Origin of the sequence: Streptomyces sp. NBC_00597 (genome assembly GCF_041431095.1) — a bacterium.
Taxonomy (GTDB): Bacteria; Actinomycetota; Actinomycetes; order Streptomycetales; family Streptomycetaceae; genus Streptomyces.
On the sequence record NZ_CP107757.1, the window covers coordinates 5,462,190 to 5,477,210 of the forward strand.

Annotated in this window: 9 protein-coding genes; 6 read left to right on the forward strand and 3 right to left on the reverse strand. The window is 68.2% G+C overall.

What is annotated here, in order from left to right; all coding sequences use genetic code 11:
* Window positions 1-9: 9 nt before the first annotated feature.
* Complete coding sequence (locus OG974_RS24865) at window positions 10-3,909, forward strand: DNA-directed RNA polymerase subunit beta' (RefSeq protein WP_327284907.1); 3,900 nt, start codon at window positions 10-12, stop codon at window positions 3,907-3,909.
* Window positions 3,910-5,007: 1,098 nt separating this feature from the next.
* Here the strand turns inward: OG974_RS24865 and OG974_RS24870 are convergent.
* Window positions 5,008-7,497: a YfhO family protein gene (locus OG974_RS24870; RefSeq protein ID WP_329314312.1), complete on the reverse strand. Its 2,490-nt coding sequence runs from the start codon at window positions 7,495-7,497 to the stop codon at window positions 5,008-5,010.
* 424 nt (window positions 7,498-7,921) lie between these two features.
* Between OG974_RS24870 and rpsL the strand changes: the two genes are divergently transcribed.
* The 4 genes from rpsL (at window position 7,922) to tuf (ending at window position 12,284) form a co-directional block, all read left to right on the forward strand.
* Complete coding sequence (gene rpsL / locus OG974_RS24875) at window positions 7,922-8,293, forward strand: 30S ribosomal protein S12 (RefSeq protein WP_007265893.1); 372 nt, start codon at window positions 7,922-7,924, stop codon at window positions 8,291-8,293.
* Window positions 8,294-8,295: 2 nt separating this feature from the next.
* Window positions 8,296-8,766 (forward strand): 30S ribosomal protein S7, encoded by a 471-nt coding sequence (rpsG, locus tag OG974_RS24880; protein ID WP_007265894.1) that lies wholly within the window; start codon window positions 8,296-8,298, stop codon window positions 8,764-8,766.
* A 39-nt stretch (window positions 8,767-8,805) separates the two neighbouring features.
* Window positions 8,806-10,938 carry an elongation factor G gene (gene fusA, locus OG974_RS24885; RefSeq protein WP_327284915.1) on the forward strand — a complete coding sequence of 711 codons (2,133 nt, stop codon included), beginning with the start codon at window positions 8,806-8,808 and terminating at the stop codon, window positions 10,936-10,938.
* A gap of 152 nt (window positions 10,939-11,090) precedes the next feature.
* Complete coding sequence (tuf, locus tag OG974_RS24890; protein ID WP_327284916.1) at window positions 11,091-12,284, forward strand: elongation factor Tu; 1,194 nt, start codon at window positions 11,091-11,093, stop codon at window positions 12,282-12,284.
* A gap of 196 nt (window positions 12,285-12,480) precedes the next feature.
* On the opposite strand, the gene rfbC is transcribed toward tuf, so the two are convergent.
* A complete protein-coding gene (gene rfbC, locus OG974_RS24895) occupies window positions 12,481-13,083 on the reverse strand; it encodes a dTDP-4-dehydrorhamnose 3,5-epimerase (protein WP_327284917.1) in 603 nt (200 codons plus the stop codon).
* Window positions 13,080-13,955 carry a glucose-1-phosphate thymidylyltransferase RfbA gene (gene rfbA, locus OG974_RS24900; protein ID WP_327284918.1) on the reverse strand — a complete coding sequence of 292 codons (876 nt, stop codon included), beginning with the start codon at window positions 13,953-13,955 and terminating at the stop codon, window positions 13,080-13,082. Before rfbA ends, rfbC begins: the two co-directional genes overlap by 4 nt.
* 83 nt (window positions 13,956-14,038) lie before the next feature.
* Between rfbA and rfbB the strand changes: the two genes are divergently transcribed.
* Complete coding sequence (gene rfbB, locus OG974_RS24905; protein ID WP_327284919.1) at window positions 14,039-15,016, forward strand: dTDP-glucose 4,6-dehydratase; 978 nt, start codon at window positions 14,039-14,041, stop codon at window positions 15,014-15,016.
* Window positions 15,017-15,021 lie beyond the last annotated feature (5 nt).

The following is a 15,021-nucleotide window of genomic DNA, read 5'->3' on the forward strand; positions in this document are numbered from 1 at the left end:
TGACGCACAGTGCTCGACGTCAACTTCTTCGACGAGCTGCGGATCGGCCTTGCCACCGCGGACGACATCCGAACCTGGTCGCACGGCGAGGTCAAGAAGCCGGAGACCATCAACTACCGCACCCTCAAGCCCGAGAAGGACGGACTCTTCTGCGAGAAGATCTTCGGTCCGACCCGGGACTGGGAGTGCTACTGCGGCAAGTACAAGCGTGTCCGCTTCAAGGGCATCATCTGTGAGCGCTGTGGCGTCGAGGTCACGCGCGCCAAGGTGCGTCGTGAGCGGATGGGCCACATCGAGCTTGCCGCCCCCGTCACCCACATCTGGTACTTCAAGGGCGTCCCGTCGCGCCTCGGCTACCTGCTGGACCTCGCGCCGAAGGACCTCGAAAAGGTCATCTACTTCGCCGCGTACATGATCACGTTCGTGGACGACGAGCGCCGTACCCGCGACCTCCCGTCGCTGGAGGCCCACGTCTCCGTCGAGCGCCAGCAGATCGAGAACCGCCGTGACGCGGACCTCGAAGGCCGGGCCAAGAAGCTTGAGACCGACCTGGCCGAGCTTGAGGCCGAGGGTGCGAAGGCCGACGTGCGCCGCAAGGTGCGCGAGGGTGCCGAGCGCGAGATGAAGCAGCTCCGTGACCGCGCCCAGCGCGAGATCGACCGCCTCGACGAGGTGTGGGCCCGCTTCAAGAACCTCAAGGTCCAGGACCTTGAGGGCGACGAGCTGCTCTACCGCGAGCTGCGCGACCGCTTCGGTACGTACTTCGACGGCTGCATGGGCGCCGCGGCGCTGCAGAAGCGCCTGGAGTCCTTCGACCTCGACGAGGAGGCCGAGCGCCTCCGCGAGATCATCCGTACCGGCAAGGGCCAGAAGAAGACCCGTGCGCTCAAGCGCCTCAAGGTCGTCTCGGCGTTCCTGCAGACCAGCAACAAGCCCAAGGGCATGGTTCTGGACTGTGTCCCGGTCATCCCGCCGGACCTGCGTCCGATGGTGCAGCTGGACGGTGGCCGCTTCGCGACCTCCGACCTGAACGACCTGTACCGCCGCGTGATCAACCGTAACAACCGCCTGAAGCGCCTTCTCGACCTCGGTGCCCCCGAGATCATCGTGAACAACGAGAAGCGCATGCTCCAGGAGGCGGTCGACGCCCTCTTCGACAACGGCCGTCGTGGTCGCCCGGTCACGGGCCCCGGCAACCGTCCGCTGAAGTCCCTGAGCGACATGCTCAAGGGCAAGCAGGGTCGATTCCGTCAGAACCTCCTCGGCAAGCGCGTGGACTACTCCGCGCGTTCCGTGATCGTCGTCGGTCCGCAGCTGAAGCTGCACCAGTGTGGTCTGCCCAAGGCCATGGCGCTGGAGCTCTTCAAGCCGTTCGTGATGAAGCGCCTGGTCGACCTGAACCACGCGCAGAACATCAAGTCGGCGAAGCGCATGGTCGAGCGCGGCCGCACGGTCGTGTACGACGTGCTCGAAGAGGTCATCGCCGAGCACCCGGTGCTGCTGAACCGTGCACCCACGCTGCACCGCCTCGGCATCCAGGCCTTCGAGCCCCAGCTGGTCGAAGGCAAGGCCATCCAGATCCACCCGCTCGTCTGTACCGCGTTCAACGCGGACTTCGACGGTGACCAGATGGCCGTGCACCTGCCGCTCTCCGCGGAGGCGCAGGCCGAGGCCCGCATCCTGATGCTGTCCTCGAACAACATCCTCAAGCCGGCCGACGGCCGTCCGGTCACGATGCCGACCCAGGACATGGTCCTCGGTCTGTTCTTCCTGACCACCGACGGTGAGCTCCGTGACACCAAGGGCGAGGGCCGCGCGTTCGGCTCCACGGCCGAGGCGATCATGGCGTTCGACGCCGGCGAGCTCGCGCTGCAGTCGTCCGTCGACATCCGCTTCCCGGTGGGCACCATCCCGCCGCGCGGCTGGGTGCCGCCGGTCGCCGAAGAGGGCGAGCAGGAGTTCCAGCCGGGCGACAGCTTCCGTCTGAAGACCTCCCTGGGTCGCGCGCTCTTCAACGAGCTGCTGCCCGAGGACTACCCGTTCGTCGACTACTCGGTGGGCAAGAAGCAGCTCTCCGAGATCGTCAACGACCTGGCGGAGCGCTACCCCAAGGTCATCGTGGCGGCGACGCTCGACAACCTGAAGGCGGCCGGCTTCCACTGGGCGACCCGTTCGGGCGTCACCGTGGCCATCTCCGACGTCGTCGTGCCCGAGGCCAAGAAGGCCATCGTCGCGGGCTACGAGGCGATGGACGAGAAGGTCCAGAAGCAGTACGAGCGCGGTCTGATCACCAAGGACGAGCGCACGCAGGAGCTCATCGCGATCTGGACCAAGGCGACCAACGAGGTTGCCGAGGCGATGAACGCGAACTTCCCCAAGACGAACCCCATCTTCATGATGGTTGACTCGGGTGCCCGAGGAAACATGATGCAGATGCGACAGATCGCCGGTATGCGTGGTCTGGTGTCGAACGCGAAGAACGAGACCATCCCGCGTCCGATCAAGGCGTCCTTCCGTGAGGGCCTCACCGTTCTGGAGTACTTCATCTCCACGCACGGTGCCCGTAAGGGTCTGGCGGACACCGCCCTGCGTACCGCCGACTCGGGTTACCTGACCCGTCGTCTGGTGGACGTCTCGCAGGACGTGATCATCCGCGAGGAGGACTGCGGCACCGAGCGCGGCCTGAAGCTGAAGATCGCCGTCCGCGGCGAGGACGGCGTGCTGCGCAAGGCCGACGACGTCGAGACCTCGGTCTACGCCCGCATGCTGGCCGAGGACGTCGTCATCGACGGCAAGGTCATCGCGCCGGCCAACGTCGACCTCGGTGACGTCCTGATCGACGCCCTGGTCGCCAACGGCGTCGAGGAGGTCAAGACCCGCTCGGTCCTGACCTGTGAGTCCGCGGTCGGCACCTGTGCCTTCTGCTACGGACGCTCGCTCGCCACCGGCAAGCTGGTCGACATCGGTGAGGCGGTCGGCATCATCGCCGCCCAGTCCATCGGTGAGCCCGGTACCCAGCTGACGATGCGTACCTTCCACACCGGTGGTGTGGCCGGTGACGACATCACGCAGGGTCTGCCGCGTGTCGTCGAGCTCTTCGAGGCCCGTACCCCGAAGGGTGTCGCCCCGATCTCCGAGGCCGCCGGCCGCGTGCGGATCGAGGAGACCGAGAAGACGAAGAAGATCGTCATCACGCCCGACGACGGCAGCGACGAGACGGCGTTCCCGATCTCGAAGCGCGCCAAGGTCATCGTGCACGAGGGCGACCACGTCGAGGTGGGCCAGAAGCTCACCGCGGGTGCCACCAACCCGCACGACGTGCTGCGCATCCTCGGCCAGCGCGCCGTCCAGGTCCACCTGGTCGGCGAAGTCCAGAAGGTCTACAACTCGCAGGGCGTGTCGATCCACGACAAGCACATCGAGATCATCATCCGGCAGATGCTCCGCCGCGTGACGATCATCGAGTCCGGCGACGCGGAGCTCCTGCCGGGCGAGCTCGTCGAGCGCTCGAAGTTCGAGACCGAGAACCGTCGTGTGGTCACCGAGGGCGGTCACCCCGCCTCCGGCCGTCCGCAGCTGATGGGTATCACCAAGGCCTCGCTGGCGACGGAATCCTGGCTGTCGGCCGCCTCCTTCCAGGAGACGACCCGAGTCCTGACGGATGCGGCGATCAACGCCAAGTCCGACAGCCTCATCGGCCTCAAGGAGAACGTCATCATCGGTAAGCTCATCCCGGCCGGTACGGGCCTCGCCCGCTACCGCAACATCCGGGTCGAGCCCACCGAGGAGGCCAAGGCCGCGATGTACTCGGCCGTCGGCTACGACGACATCGACTACTCGCCCTTCGGCACCGGCTCCGGCCAGGCTGTCCCGCTGGAGGACTACGACTACGGCCCGTACAACGGCTGAGTCGAGCACGAGCAGTAACCGCAGGGCGGTCACCCGAGAGGGTGGCCGCCCTGCGGCGTTCCCGGGGGCTGCAGGTACGGCCGGAGGTGGTGCAGCCGGGTGCGGTGGTCGGGGTGGCGGGACAGGAGGCGTGCGGCCGCGGGGACGCCGCAGGTCCGGTCCGCCTGGTGGGGGCGGGTCTCCTCCTCGGCGACCCTGCTCCAGGAGGCCGGCGAGCAACGGCACGAATCCGAAGCTCGCTGCGTGGGCGTCGGCCCGCAGCTCCGCACGGCGACCGACGGCGGCCATCACCCAGGGCAGGTCGAGCAGGAGGAGGGACGGGCCGCAGGTTGCGGCGAGCGTGGCCCACGTGAGCCAGCACGTGGCGACGGTCAGGACCACCACGTTGGTGGAGGACTGGGAACGCCCCAGCAGGAGACCGAGCCGCACCGCGGCCCATCGCAGCGTCCGACCGGGCAGGGAGTACCACTGGCCGAGCAGCCCGGCCCAGGAGCGGCCGCCGGTGTGGTGTCCCAGCTCGTGGGCGATGACCGCGGCCAGCTGGGCGTCGCAGGTGCTCCGGTGCGTGCCGGGTGACGCCGACGAGGTGTCCCGCGGTGGCGAAGGCATTGAGCTCGGAGCCCTCCTCGATCCACGGGTCGTACGGGCTGCCGTCCACGCCCGCCCGGGTGGTGACCTCGTGCCATAGCGGTCCGAGGACCGCCTGCTCGTGGGGGAGGGGCCGGTGCCGGCGTAGCAAGTGGCGGGCGAGGAGCGTCTCGGTGGGCCGGTGGAACACCAGGAGACCGGAGGCGAGCCACACGGCCACGGGCAGCCAGCCCGGCACCCCGGGCCAGGCCTGGTCAGGGCCCGCGGCATCACGGCGGGCAGCAGCGCGGCGAGGGCGGACACCAGCGCTGCCGCTCCGCCCCACCAGAGCATCCGGCCGGGTCCGGACAGGGAGCCCGGCCGCCGGCGCGCGCCCGCCAGCTGCGCGGTGAACAACCCCGCGGCCATGCCGTCACCGGCGGCCCCGGACGGGATCGGACGCCGTCCGGGCCCCGCTCAGCGGGCACGTGCTGGCCGAGAACGGCTTTCGCCGGTCCCGGAACCGTGGGATTACCTCGTGGCGGCGCGGCGGCGGCGGAAGGTGGTGAGCGTGACCGAGGTGAGGGCCAGGAGGGCCAGGGCGGCGGCCGACAGGCCCGGGGCGAGGCCCTTCGGGGTGAAGGTGCAGGAGACCTTGTCCGTGCCCGGGGGGAGGGGGAGGGAGACCAGGCCGTGGAAGGGGGTCGGGGCGGTCGTGCGGGAGCCCGCCGTGCACTGCCAGCCCGGGACGTCGGTCATGGCGAAGACCGCCGTGCCCGTGGCGCCCTTCGGGAGGGTGGCTTCGATGGAGTGGCCGCCCGCCGTGACCTTCGTGGCGCCGGTGGACTTCAGGGATCCGATCGCGGTGTCCAGGGCGGCGCGGTCCAGGCAGCCGACGGGGTGGTCGCCGGCCGTTGCGTCCTTCGTCCGGGTGTTCACCGTGACCGAGACGGTGCCGTCCGCGGGGACCGGGCCGAGCTCGGCCACCCCGGTCATCCGGTCCTCCAGGGGGCGCGACGAGCCGCCGTGGGCGAGGGTGCCGTAGAGCTCGGGGGAGAACCAGTACGCCTCGGAGCCCGGGGTGCAGCGGGCGGTGTACGTCTGCTCCGTGGCGCTGCCGCCGCGGGTGACCTGCGGGACCTGGTAGACGGTGGCGCCCAGGACGTTCTCCTGGCGGGCGTAGACGCTGCCGGCCGGGTTGGGGGAGGTGTAGCCGGAGCTGCGGACCGTCACCAGCGGCGGGGCGGCGAAGCGGGTGGCGGTCCAGGTGTCCTTCGCCGGGCCGGGGTGGACGCGGGCGCCGATGGAGAAGATCGCGTCGAGCACCGGGTTGTCGGCGCCGAAGAAGGTCCGGCCGTCGTTCTTGAAGCCGTAGCCGAGGGGCTCCAGGGCCTGGTAGGTGGCCTCCGGCAGGTAGCTGCTGTAGTACTGCGGGCCCTCGGCGCGCAGGGCGAGGGCGTCGTTGTACGAGGTCTGCGGCGCGCCGGAGTCGGTCCGGTATGTGGGCCAGCCGTCCACCTGCCGGACGGCGTCGAAGTGCGCGCCGATCGAGCGGTTCGAGGTGGCGACGGGCTTCGCCCAGCGTTCGCGGCTGCGGCGGGAGTCCGCGTTGGCGGCGGCCACGGTGGATTCCGCGAAGACCACGCCGACCATGAGGACGGCGGCCACGGGGATCAGGAACCGGCGCTTGTCGCCCAGGGCCAGGAGGACCAGGGCGAGTAGTGAGACGCCCCCGCCGACGAGCACCGCGGGCCAGGTCCAGCCGCCGAAGTCGTCGGTGCGCCGGAGTACGAAGGTGGCCGCCACCAGCAGGGCTGCCGTCAGCGCCAGGTGGAGCGGGCGCGGGCGGTGGGCCAGGGCCAGCCAGGCCAGGATCACCACCATGCCGCTGAAGACGAAGGCCTCGCGGTAGGGATTGCCGTTCGGCACCGCCAGCCCGTGCCACACGTACTGCGTCGGCGGGAACTGGAACGAGGCGACGACCAGCAGCGTCGCCGCCGCCCACACGAGACGGGTCCTGCGGCCGATGGCGGCGTTGAAGAGGAACGATCCGGCGAGGATCAGGCCCAGCGAGGCGACGTACAGCCGCGGCCGGCCGCCCCACAGATGGGTGGCCGGGAGCATCCCGGCGAGGAAGAGCTCGATCCGTACGGGCTCGAACGCCCCGGCCTGGGTGGGCTGGGCGGAGCCGCTGGACAGGAACGACGGCAGCAGGAGCGGGAGGGTGAGCAGGATGCCCGTCGCGGCGCCGGTCGACGCCCTCCACAGGGCGCGCAGCCGCTGGCGGCCGGTCATGTCCCGTGTGATCAGGCGGATGGCGAGCAGGACGCAGGCGGCCATCGTCGCCATCATCGCGGTGTAGAAGTTCCCGAACCAGGCGAGCGCGACGAACAGCGCCACCCCCGGCCAGCGGCGTTCCTCCAGGCACCATTCGACGGCGATGCCGAGGAGCGGGAGCGCGACCAGGCCCCACAGCCACATGGGGATGTACGAGGCGTCGCTGAGAGCCCAGCCGCACAGGCCGTAGCAGGCTCCGAGGACCCCGCGCTGCCACCACGGGCCTGGGTGGAGCTTGCCGAGGTAGACCGTCATGACGGCGGCGGCGGCGCCCATCGTGATCGGGGTGATGGCGAAGACGGCGAGGTCGACGTGGTCGCGGGGGACCAGCACGGCCAGCCAGGAGAACGGGTTGCCGAGGTACGTGTAGTAGTCGGACAGGAACTGCTGGCCGAAGCCGCCGCGCCAGGTGAACAGGACGTCGCCGGCGGCCTGCCCGTGGACCAGGTCCCACAGTGCGCGGTGGAAGGGCACGTACTGGTTGGCCTGGTCGTTGAGGGCCCGGCCGGTGTTGCCGAAGGGGTAGGTGCCGCGCGCGACCCAGGCCGAGCAGAACGCGGCCGAGGTGACGAGGAAGGCCAGCAGGGGCCCGTACAGGGGGGCGGTCCGCGGCTGCCGGGGGCGGGGCGAGGGGTGGACCGGGGTGACCGCCGCCGCCGTCGGCTCCGAGGTGACCGTCCGCAATGTCCCGCTCCCTGGTGGTCGTGGATGTTCGTGCCGTTCCGGGTGAATCGCTGGGGCAGTTTAGTGGGCGGGGGCGGGCACCCCGTCCGGCTGCGCTTAGCACGCCTTTACCACATGCGCGAGTCGGAGGGGTCACACCGGGGCCTCGCCCAAGCGGCACATGACCGGCCGCGATGTCGCGGCCGTCGTGTCCGGGCCTTTGTTTTGACCGGATGGGATGCGGTGGGTACGCTCAGACCTTGTGCCTGGGGTGTGCCTGGGCTCCCGTGCGTGTCCATCAACCGCACGAGAGCCGGATCGGCCACCGCGATCCATGCGTTTCCGTGCTTGCGCGGAGTCCCGCCGGATCCGACACACCCGACCGCGTGGGTCGGCAAAGTTCCAGGTTAGCTTCACTACACGGCACACAGAAACCGGAGAAGTAGTGCCTACGATCCAGCAGCTGGTCCGTAAGGGCCGGCAGGACAAGGTCGAGAAGACGAAGACGCCCGCGCTTGAGGCTTCGCCCCAGCGCCGTGGCGTCTGCACGCGTGTGTTCACGACCACCCCGAAGAAGCCGAACTCGGCGCTCCGTAAGGTCGCGCGTGTGCGTCTGACCTCCGGCATCGAGGTCACCGCTTACATTCCGGGTGAGGGACACAACCTGCAGGAGCACTCGATCGTGCTCGTGCGTGGTGGCCGTGTGAAGGACCTGCCGGGTGTTCGTTACAAGATCATCCGCGGTGCGCTTGACACCCAGGCTGTCAAGAACCGCAAGCAGGCCCGCAGCCGCTACGGCGCCAAGAAGGAGAAGTAAGAATGCCTCGTAAGGGCCCCGCCCCGAAGCGCCCGGTCATCATCGACCCGGTCTACGCATCTCCTCTGGTGACGTCGCTCATCAACAAGATCCTCCTGAACGGCAAGCGCTCCACCGCCGAGCGCATCGTTTACGGCGCCATGGAAGGCCTCCGCGAGAAGACCGGCAACGACCCGGTCATCACGCTGAAGCGCGCGCTGGAGAACGTCAAGCCGTCGCTTGAGGTCAAGTCCCGCCGTGTCGGTGGCGCGACCTACCAGGTCCCCGTCGAGGTCAAGCCGGGTCGCCAGTCGACCCTGGCCCTCCGCTGGCTCGTGGGTTACTCCCGCGCCCGTCGTGAGAAGACCATGACCGAGCGCCTCATGAACGAGCTGCTCGACGCCTCCAACGGTCTTGGCGCTGCCGTCAAGAAGCGCGAGGACACGCACAAGATGGCCGAGTCCAACAAGGCCTTCGCGCACTACCGCTGGTAGTCCCACCCCACATCGAGACCGAGAGAAGACCGAAGCCTCATGGCTACCACTTCGCTTGACCTGGCCAAGGTGCGCAACATCGGCATCATGGCTCACATCGACGCGGGCAAGACGACCACCACCGAGCGCATCCTGTTCTACACCGGTGTGTCGTACAAGATCGGTGAGGTCCACGACGGCGCCGCCACGATGGACTGGATGGAGCAGGAGCAGGAGCGTGGTATCACCATCACGTCTGCCGCGACGACCTGCCACTGGCCCCTCGAAGACGTTGACCACACCATCAACATCATCGACACCCCGGGTCACGTCGACTTCACCGTCGAGGTGGAGCGTTCACTCCGCGTCCTCGACGGTGCCGTCACCGTCTTCGACGGTGTCGCCGGTGTCGAGCCGCAGTCCGAGACCGTTTGGCGTCAGGCGGACCGCTACGGCGTGCCGCGCATCTGCTTCGTCAACAAGCTCGACCGCACCGGCGCCGAGTTCCACCGCTGTGTCGACATGATCAAGGACCGCCTCGGCGCGGTCCCGATCGTCATGCAGCTCCCCATCGGCGCCGAGATGGACTTCCAGGGCGTTGTCGACCTGGTCACCATGAAGGCGTTCGTCTGGTCCGCCGAGGCGACCAAGGGCGAGATGTACGACATCGTCGACATCCCGGCCACGCACACCGAGGCTGCTGAAGAGTGGCGCGGCAAGCTGGTCGAGACCGTCGCCGAGAACGACGACGAGATCATGGAGCTCTTCCTGAACGGCGACGAGCCGTCCGTGGAGCAGCTGCACGCCGCCGTCCGTCGCATCATCCTCGGCTCCGGCAAGGGCAAGGGCGAGCCCACGATCACCGCGGTGTTCTGTGGCACGGCGTTCAAGAACAAGGGCGTTCAGCCCCTGCTCGACGCCGTCGTCCGCTACCTGCCGTCGCCGCTGGACATCGAGGCCATCGAGGGCCACGACGTCCGCGACGCCGAGGTGGTCGTGAAGCGCAAGCCGTCCGACGAGGAGCCCCTCGCCGCGCTCGCGTTCAAGATCATGAGCGACCCGCACCTCGGCAAGCTCACCTTCGTCCGGGTTTACTCGGGCCGCCTGGAGGCCGGCACCTCGGTGCTGAACTCCGTCAAGGGCAAGAAGGAGCGCATCGGCAAGATCTACCGCATGCACGCGAACAAGCGTGAGGAGATCGCCGCGGTGGGCGCCGGTGACATCGTCGCCGTCATGGGCCTGAAGCAGACCACCACTGGTGAGACGCTGTGTGACGACAAGCAGCCCGTGATCCTGGAGTCCATGGACTTCCCGGCTCCGGTCATCCAGGTCGCCATCGAGCCCAAGTCCAAGGGTGACCAGGAGAAGCTGGGTGTCGCCATCCAGCGCCTGGCGGAGGAGGACCCCTCCTTCCACGTTCACTCGGACGAGGAGACGGGCCAGACCATCCTCGGCGGTATGGGCGAGCTGCACCTTGAGGTGCTGGTCGACCGTATGAAGCGCGAGTTCAAGGTCGAGGCCAACGTCGGCAAGCCGCAGGTCGCGTACCGCGAGACGATCCGCGGTACCGTCGAGCGTCACGACTACACCCACAAGAAGCAGACCGGTGGTACCGGTCAGTTCGCCAAGGTGCAGATCGCGATCGAGCCCATCACCGAGGCCGACGGTCCGGCGTACGAGTTCGTGAACAAGGTCACCGGTGGCCGCGTGCCGAAGGAGTACATCCCTTCGGTCGACGCCGGTGCGCAGGAGGCCATGCAGTTCGGCATCCTGGCCGGCTACGAGATGACGGGCGTCCGCGTCACGCTTCTCGACGGTGGCTACCACGAGGTCGACTCCTCCGAGCTCGCGTTCAAGATCGCCGGTTCGCAGGCCTTCAAGGAGGCCGCGCGCAAGGCGTCCCCCGTGCTCATGGAGCCGATGATGGCCGTAGAGGTCACCACGCCCGAGGACTACATGGGTGACGTGATCGGCGACATCAACTCCCGCCGTGGCCAGATCCAGGCCATGGAGGAGCGTCACGGCGCTCGCGTCGTGAAGGGCCTCGTGCCGCTTTCGGAGATGTTCGGCTACGTCGGCGACCTCCGCAGCAAGACCTCGGGTCGCGCCAGCTACTCGATGCAGTTCGACTCCTACGCCGAGGTTCCCCGGAACGTCGCCGAGGAGATCATCGCGAAGGCCAAGGGCGAGTAACTCTTCCGAGTACACGCTTTAGGCTTGTCACCGGCAGCCTCTGGGGCAACAGGAGAACACTCCCGTTGCCCCGGGGACCGGCCGGCTATCCAGCAAAGATCACCTGGCGCCGATCTGTAAGGCGTACAGAACCACTCTCCAGGAGGACCCCCGTGGCGAAGGCGAAGTTCGAGCGGACTAAGCCGCACGTCAACATCGGCACCATCGGTCACATTGACCACGGTAAGACGACCCTCACGGCCGCCATTACCAAGGTGCTGCACGACGCGTACCCGGACCTGAACGAGGCCTCGGCCTTCGACCAGATCGACAAGGCTCCTGAGGAGCGCCAGCGCGGTATCACCATCTCCATCGCGCACGTCGAGTACCAGACCGAGGCGCGTCACTACGCCCACGTCGACTGCCCGGGTCACGCGGACTACATCAAGAACATGATCACCGGTGCCGCGCAGATGGACGGCGCGATCCTCGTGGTCGCCGCCACCGACGGCCCGATGCCGCAGACCAAGGAGCACGTGCTCCTGGCCCGCCAGGTCGGCGTCCCCTACATCGTCGTCGCCCTGAACAAGGCCGACATGGTGGACGACGAGGAGATCCTGGAGCTCGTCGAGCTCGAGGTCCGTGAGCTGCTCTCCGAGTACGAGTTCCCGGGCGACGACCTGCCGGTCGTCCGCGTCTCCGCGCTGAAGGCCCTTGAGGGCGACAAGGAGTGGGGCGAGAAGCTTCTCGGCCTCATGGCTGCCGTCGACGAGGCCATCCCGACCCCGCCGCGTGACACCGACAAGCCGTTCCTCATGCCCGTCGAGGACGTCTTCACGATCACCGGTCGCGGTACGGTCGTCACCGGCCGTATCGAGCGTGGTGTCCTGAAGGTCAACGAGACCGTCGACATCATCGGTATCAAGGAAGAGAAGACCACCACCACGGTCACCGGTATCGAGATGTTCCGCAAGCTGCTCGACGAGGGCCAGGCCGGCGAGAACGTCGGTCTGCTCCTCCGTGGCATCAAGCGCGAGGACGTCGAGCGCGGCCAGGTCATCATCAAGCCCGGTTCGGTCACGCCGCACACCGAGTTCGAGGCCCAGGCCTACATCCTGTCGAAGGACGAGGGTGGCCGTCACACCCCCTTCTTCAACAACTACCGCCCGCAGTTCTACTTCCGTACCACGGACGTCACGGGTGTCGTCACCCTGCCGGCCGGCACGGAGATGGTCATGCCGGGCGACAACACCGAGATGTCGGTCGCGCTGATCCAGCCGATCGCCATGGAGGAGGGCCTGAAGTTCGCCATCCGTGAGGGTGGTCGTACGGTCGGCGCCGGCCAGGTCATCAAGATCACGAAGTAATTCGTGCTCTGACCTGGTAGCTCGCGCGAGCGGGCACCACGTTTGACAGGAGGGCCCCTTCCCTTCCGCTCCGGCGGCGGGGGAGGGGCCCTTCGTCGTACGGGACGTACACGAGGTACGCGTCGTACGCCATGCGGAAGAGGGCCGCACCCCCGATCGCGGGGTGCGGCCCTCTTCGTATGCCCGTGGGTCGGCGTCAGTCGGTCACGCGCAGCGACTCGGTGAACTCCTTGCAGACGGCGTAGTCCGGCAGGAGGCCCGAGGAGATCGCATCGGCCAGCGACGGCGCGGCCTCGTCGCGGGCGGACAGCAGCGGGACGTCGGCCGGCCATTCGATGCCCAGGTCCGGGTCGAGCGGGTGAACCGAGTGCTCGCCGGTCGGGTTGTACGTCTCCGAGCAGAGGTACGAAAGCGTGGCGTCGTCGCTCAGCGCGCAGAACCCGTGGCCCAGGCCCTCCGGGATGTAGACCGCACGGCGGTCCACGTCGTCCAGCCGGACGCCCTCCCAGCGGCCGAAGGTCGGGGAGCCGACGCGCAGGTCCACGATGACGTCGAGCACGGCGCCGCGCACGCAGCTCACGTACTTGGCCTGGCCGCGCGGAACGTCGGCGAAGTGGATGCCGCGGACCACGCCGCGCGAGGACACCGAGAGGTTCGCCTGGGCCAGGTTCAGCGGGTGGCCGACGACCTCGGAGAGCTTGTCGAAGCGGTACCACTCGGTGAACAGGCCGCGCGGGTCGCCGTGCAGCTGCGGGGTGATCTCGTAGGCGCCCTCGATGGAGAGCTGACGGAACTTCACCGGGAGGACTCCTCGTCGAGAAGGCTGATCAGGTAATCCCCGTAACCGCTCTTGAGCAGCGGCTGGGCCAGTTCGCGCAGCTGCGCGGAGTCGATCAGGCCGGCCCGCCAGGCCGCCTCCTCGATGCAGCCGATCTTGAAGCCCTGGCGCTCTTCGATCACGCGGACGAACTCCGAGGCCTGGACCATGGAGACGAACGTCCCGGTGTCGAGCCAGGCGGTGCCGCGGTCGAGGATGGTGACATTCAACTCACCGGCCTGCAGGTACGCGTCGTTGACCGCGGTGATCTCCAGTTCGCCGCGCGCGCTGGGCTCCAGGTTGCGGGCGATCTCGACGACGCGGTTGTCGTAGAAGTACAGACCGGGCACCGCGTAGCGGGACTTGGGCTGGACCGGCTTCTCCTCGATGGAGATGGCCTGGCCGTTCTCGTCGAACTCGACCACGCCGTACGCCGTCGGGTCGGCCACCGGGTACGCGAAGACCCGGCCGCCCTTGGAGTCGGTGTGCGCGGCCAGGCGCGTGCCGAGGCCGCTGCCGTGGAAGATGTTGTCGCCGAGGATCAGGGCGACGGACTCGTCACCGATGAAGTCGGCGCCGAGCACGAACGCCTGGGCGATGCCCTCGGGGCGCTCCTGGACCGCGTACTCCAGCCGGATGCCGAACTGGGAGCCGTCGCCGAGCAGTCGCTCGAACTGCGCACGGTCCTCCGGCGTGGTGATGACGAGAATCTCGCTGATTCCGGCCATGACCAGGGTGGAGAGCGGATAGTAGATCATCGGCTTGTCGAAGACGGGGAGCAGCTGCTTCGAGACTGCCCGGGTCAGCGGCCAGAGTCGGGATCCGGTGCCACCGGCCAAGAGAATTCCACGCATGGGCACAACCCTATGCGAGAGCCCGTGGGGCGCCTCGGTCCGGGCCGGGTGGGTGGTGTACGAGCGGCTAGACTCTCCATATTATGCGCATCCTCGTGACCGGCGGCGCCGGCTTCATCGGTTCAGAATTCGTTCGCCAGCAGCTCGGTGCAGACGCATCGGCCCAGATCACGGTCTTCGACAAGCTGACCTACTCCGGTGTCGAAGCCAACCTCGCCCCGGTCGCGGACCACCCCGGTTACAAGTTCGTCAAGGGCGACATCTGTGACGCCGAGGCCGTCGACCAGGTGATGCCCGGGCACGACGTGGTGGTGCACTTCGCCGCCGAGTCCCACGTGGACCGCTCGATCGCCGGTGCCGGCCCGTTCGTGATGACCAACGTCGTCGGTACGCAGGTGCTGCTCGACGCCGCCCGCAAGCACGGCGTCGGCCGCTTCGTCCACATCTCCACCGACGAGGTGTACGGCTCGATCAGCGAGGGCTCCTGGACCGAGGAGTGGCCGCTGGTCCCGAACTCCCCGTACTCCGCCTCGAAGGCCTCCTCCGACCTGCTGGCCCTGGCCTACGCCCGCACGCACGGCATGGACGTCGTCGTCACGCGCTGCTCCAACAACTACGGGCACTACCAGTTCCCGGAGAAGGTCATCCCGCTGTTCGTCTCGAACCTGATGGACGGCAAGAAGGTCCCGCTGTACGGCAACGGCGGCAACGTCCGCGACTGGCTGCACGTCTCCGACCACTGCCGCGGCATCGACCTGGCGATGCGCAAGGGGCGTGCCGGCGAGGTCTACAACATCGGCGGCGGCACCGAGCTCACCAACAAGGAGCTCACCGGCGTCCTGCTCGAAGCGGCGGGCCTCGGCTGGGACATGGTCGAACAGGTCGAGGATCGCAAGGGCCACGACCTGCGCTACTCCATCGACATCAGCAAGATCGGCGCCGAGCTCGGCTACGCCCCGCAGGTCACGTTCGAGGACGGCATCGCCGCCACGGTCGCGTGGTACCGCGAGAACCGCGCCTGGTGGGAGCCGCTGAAGACGAAGGCGGCCCTGCAGAAGTGAGGACC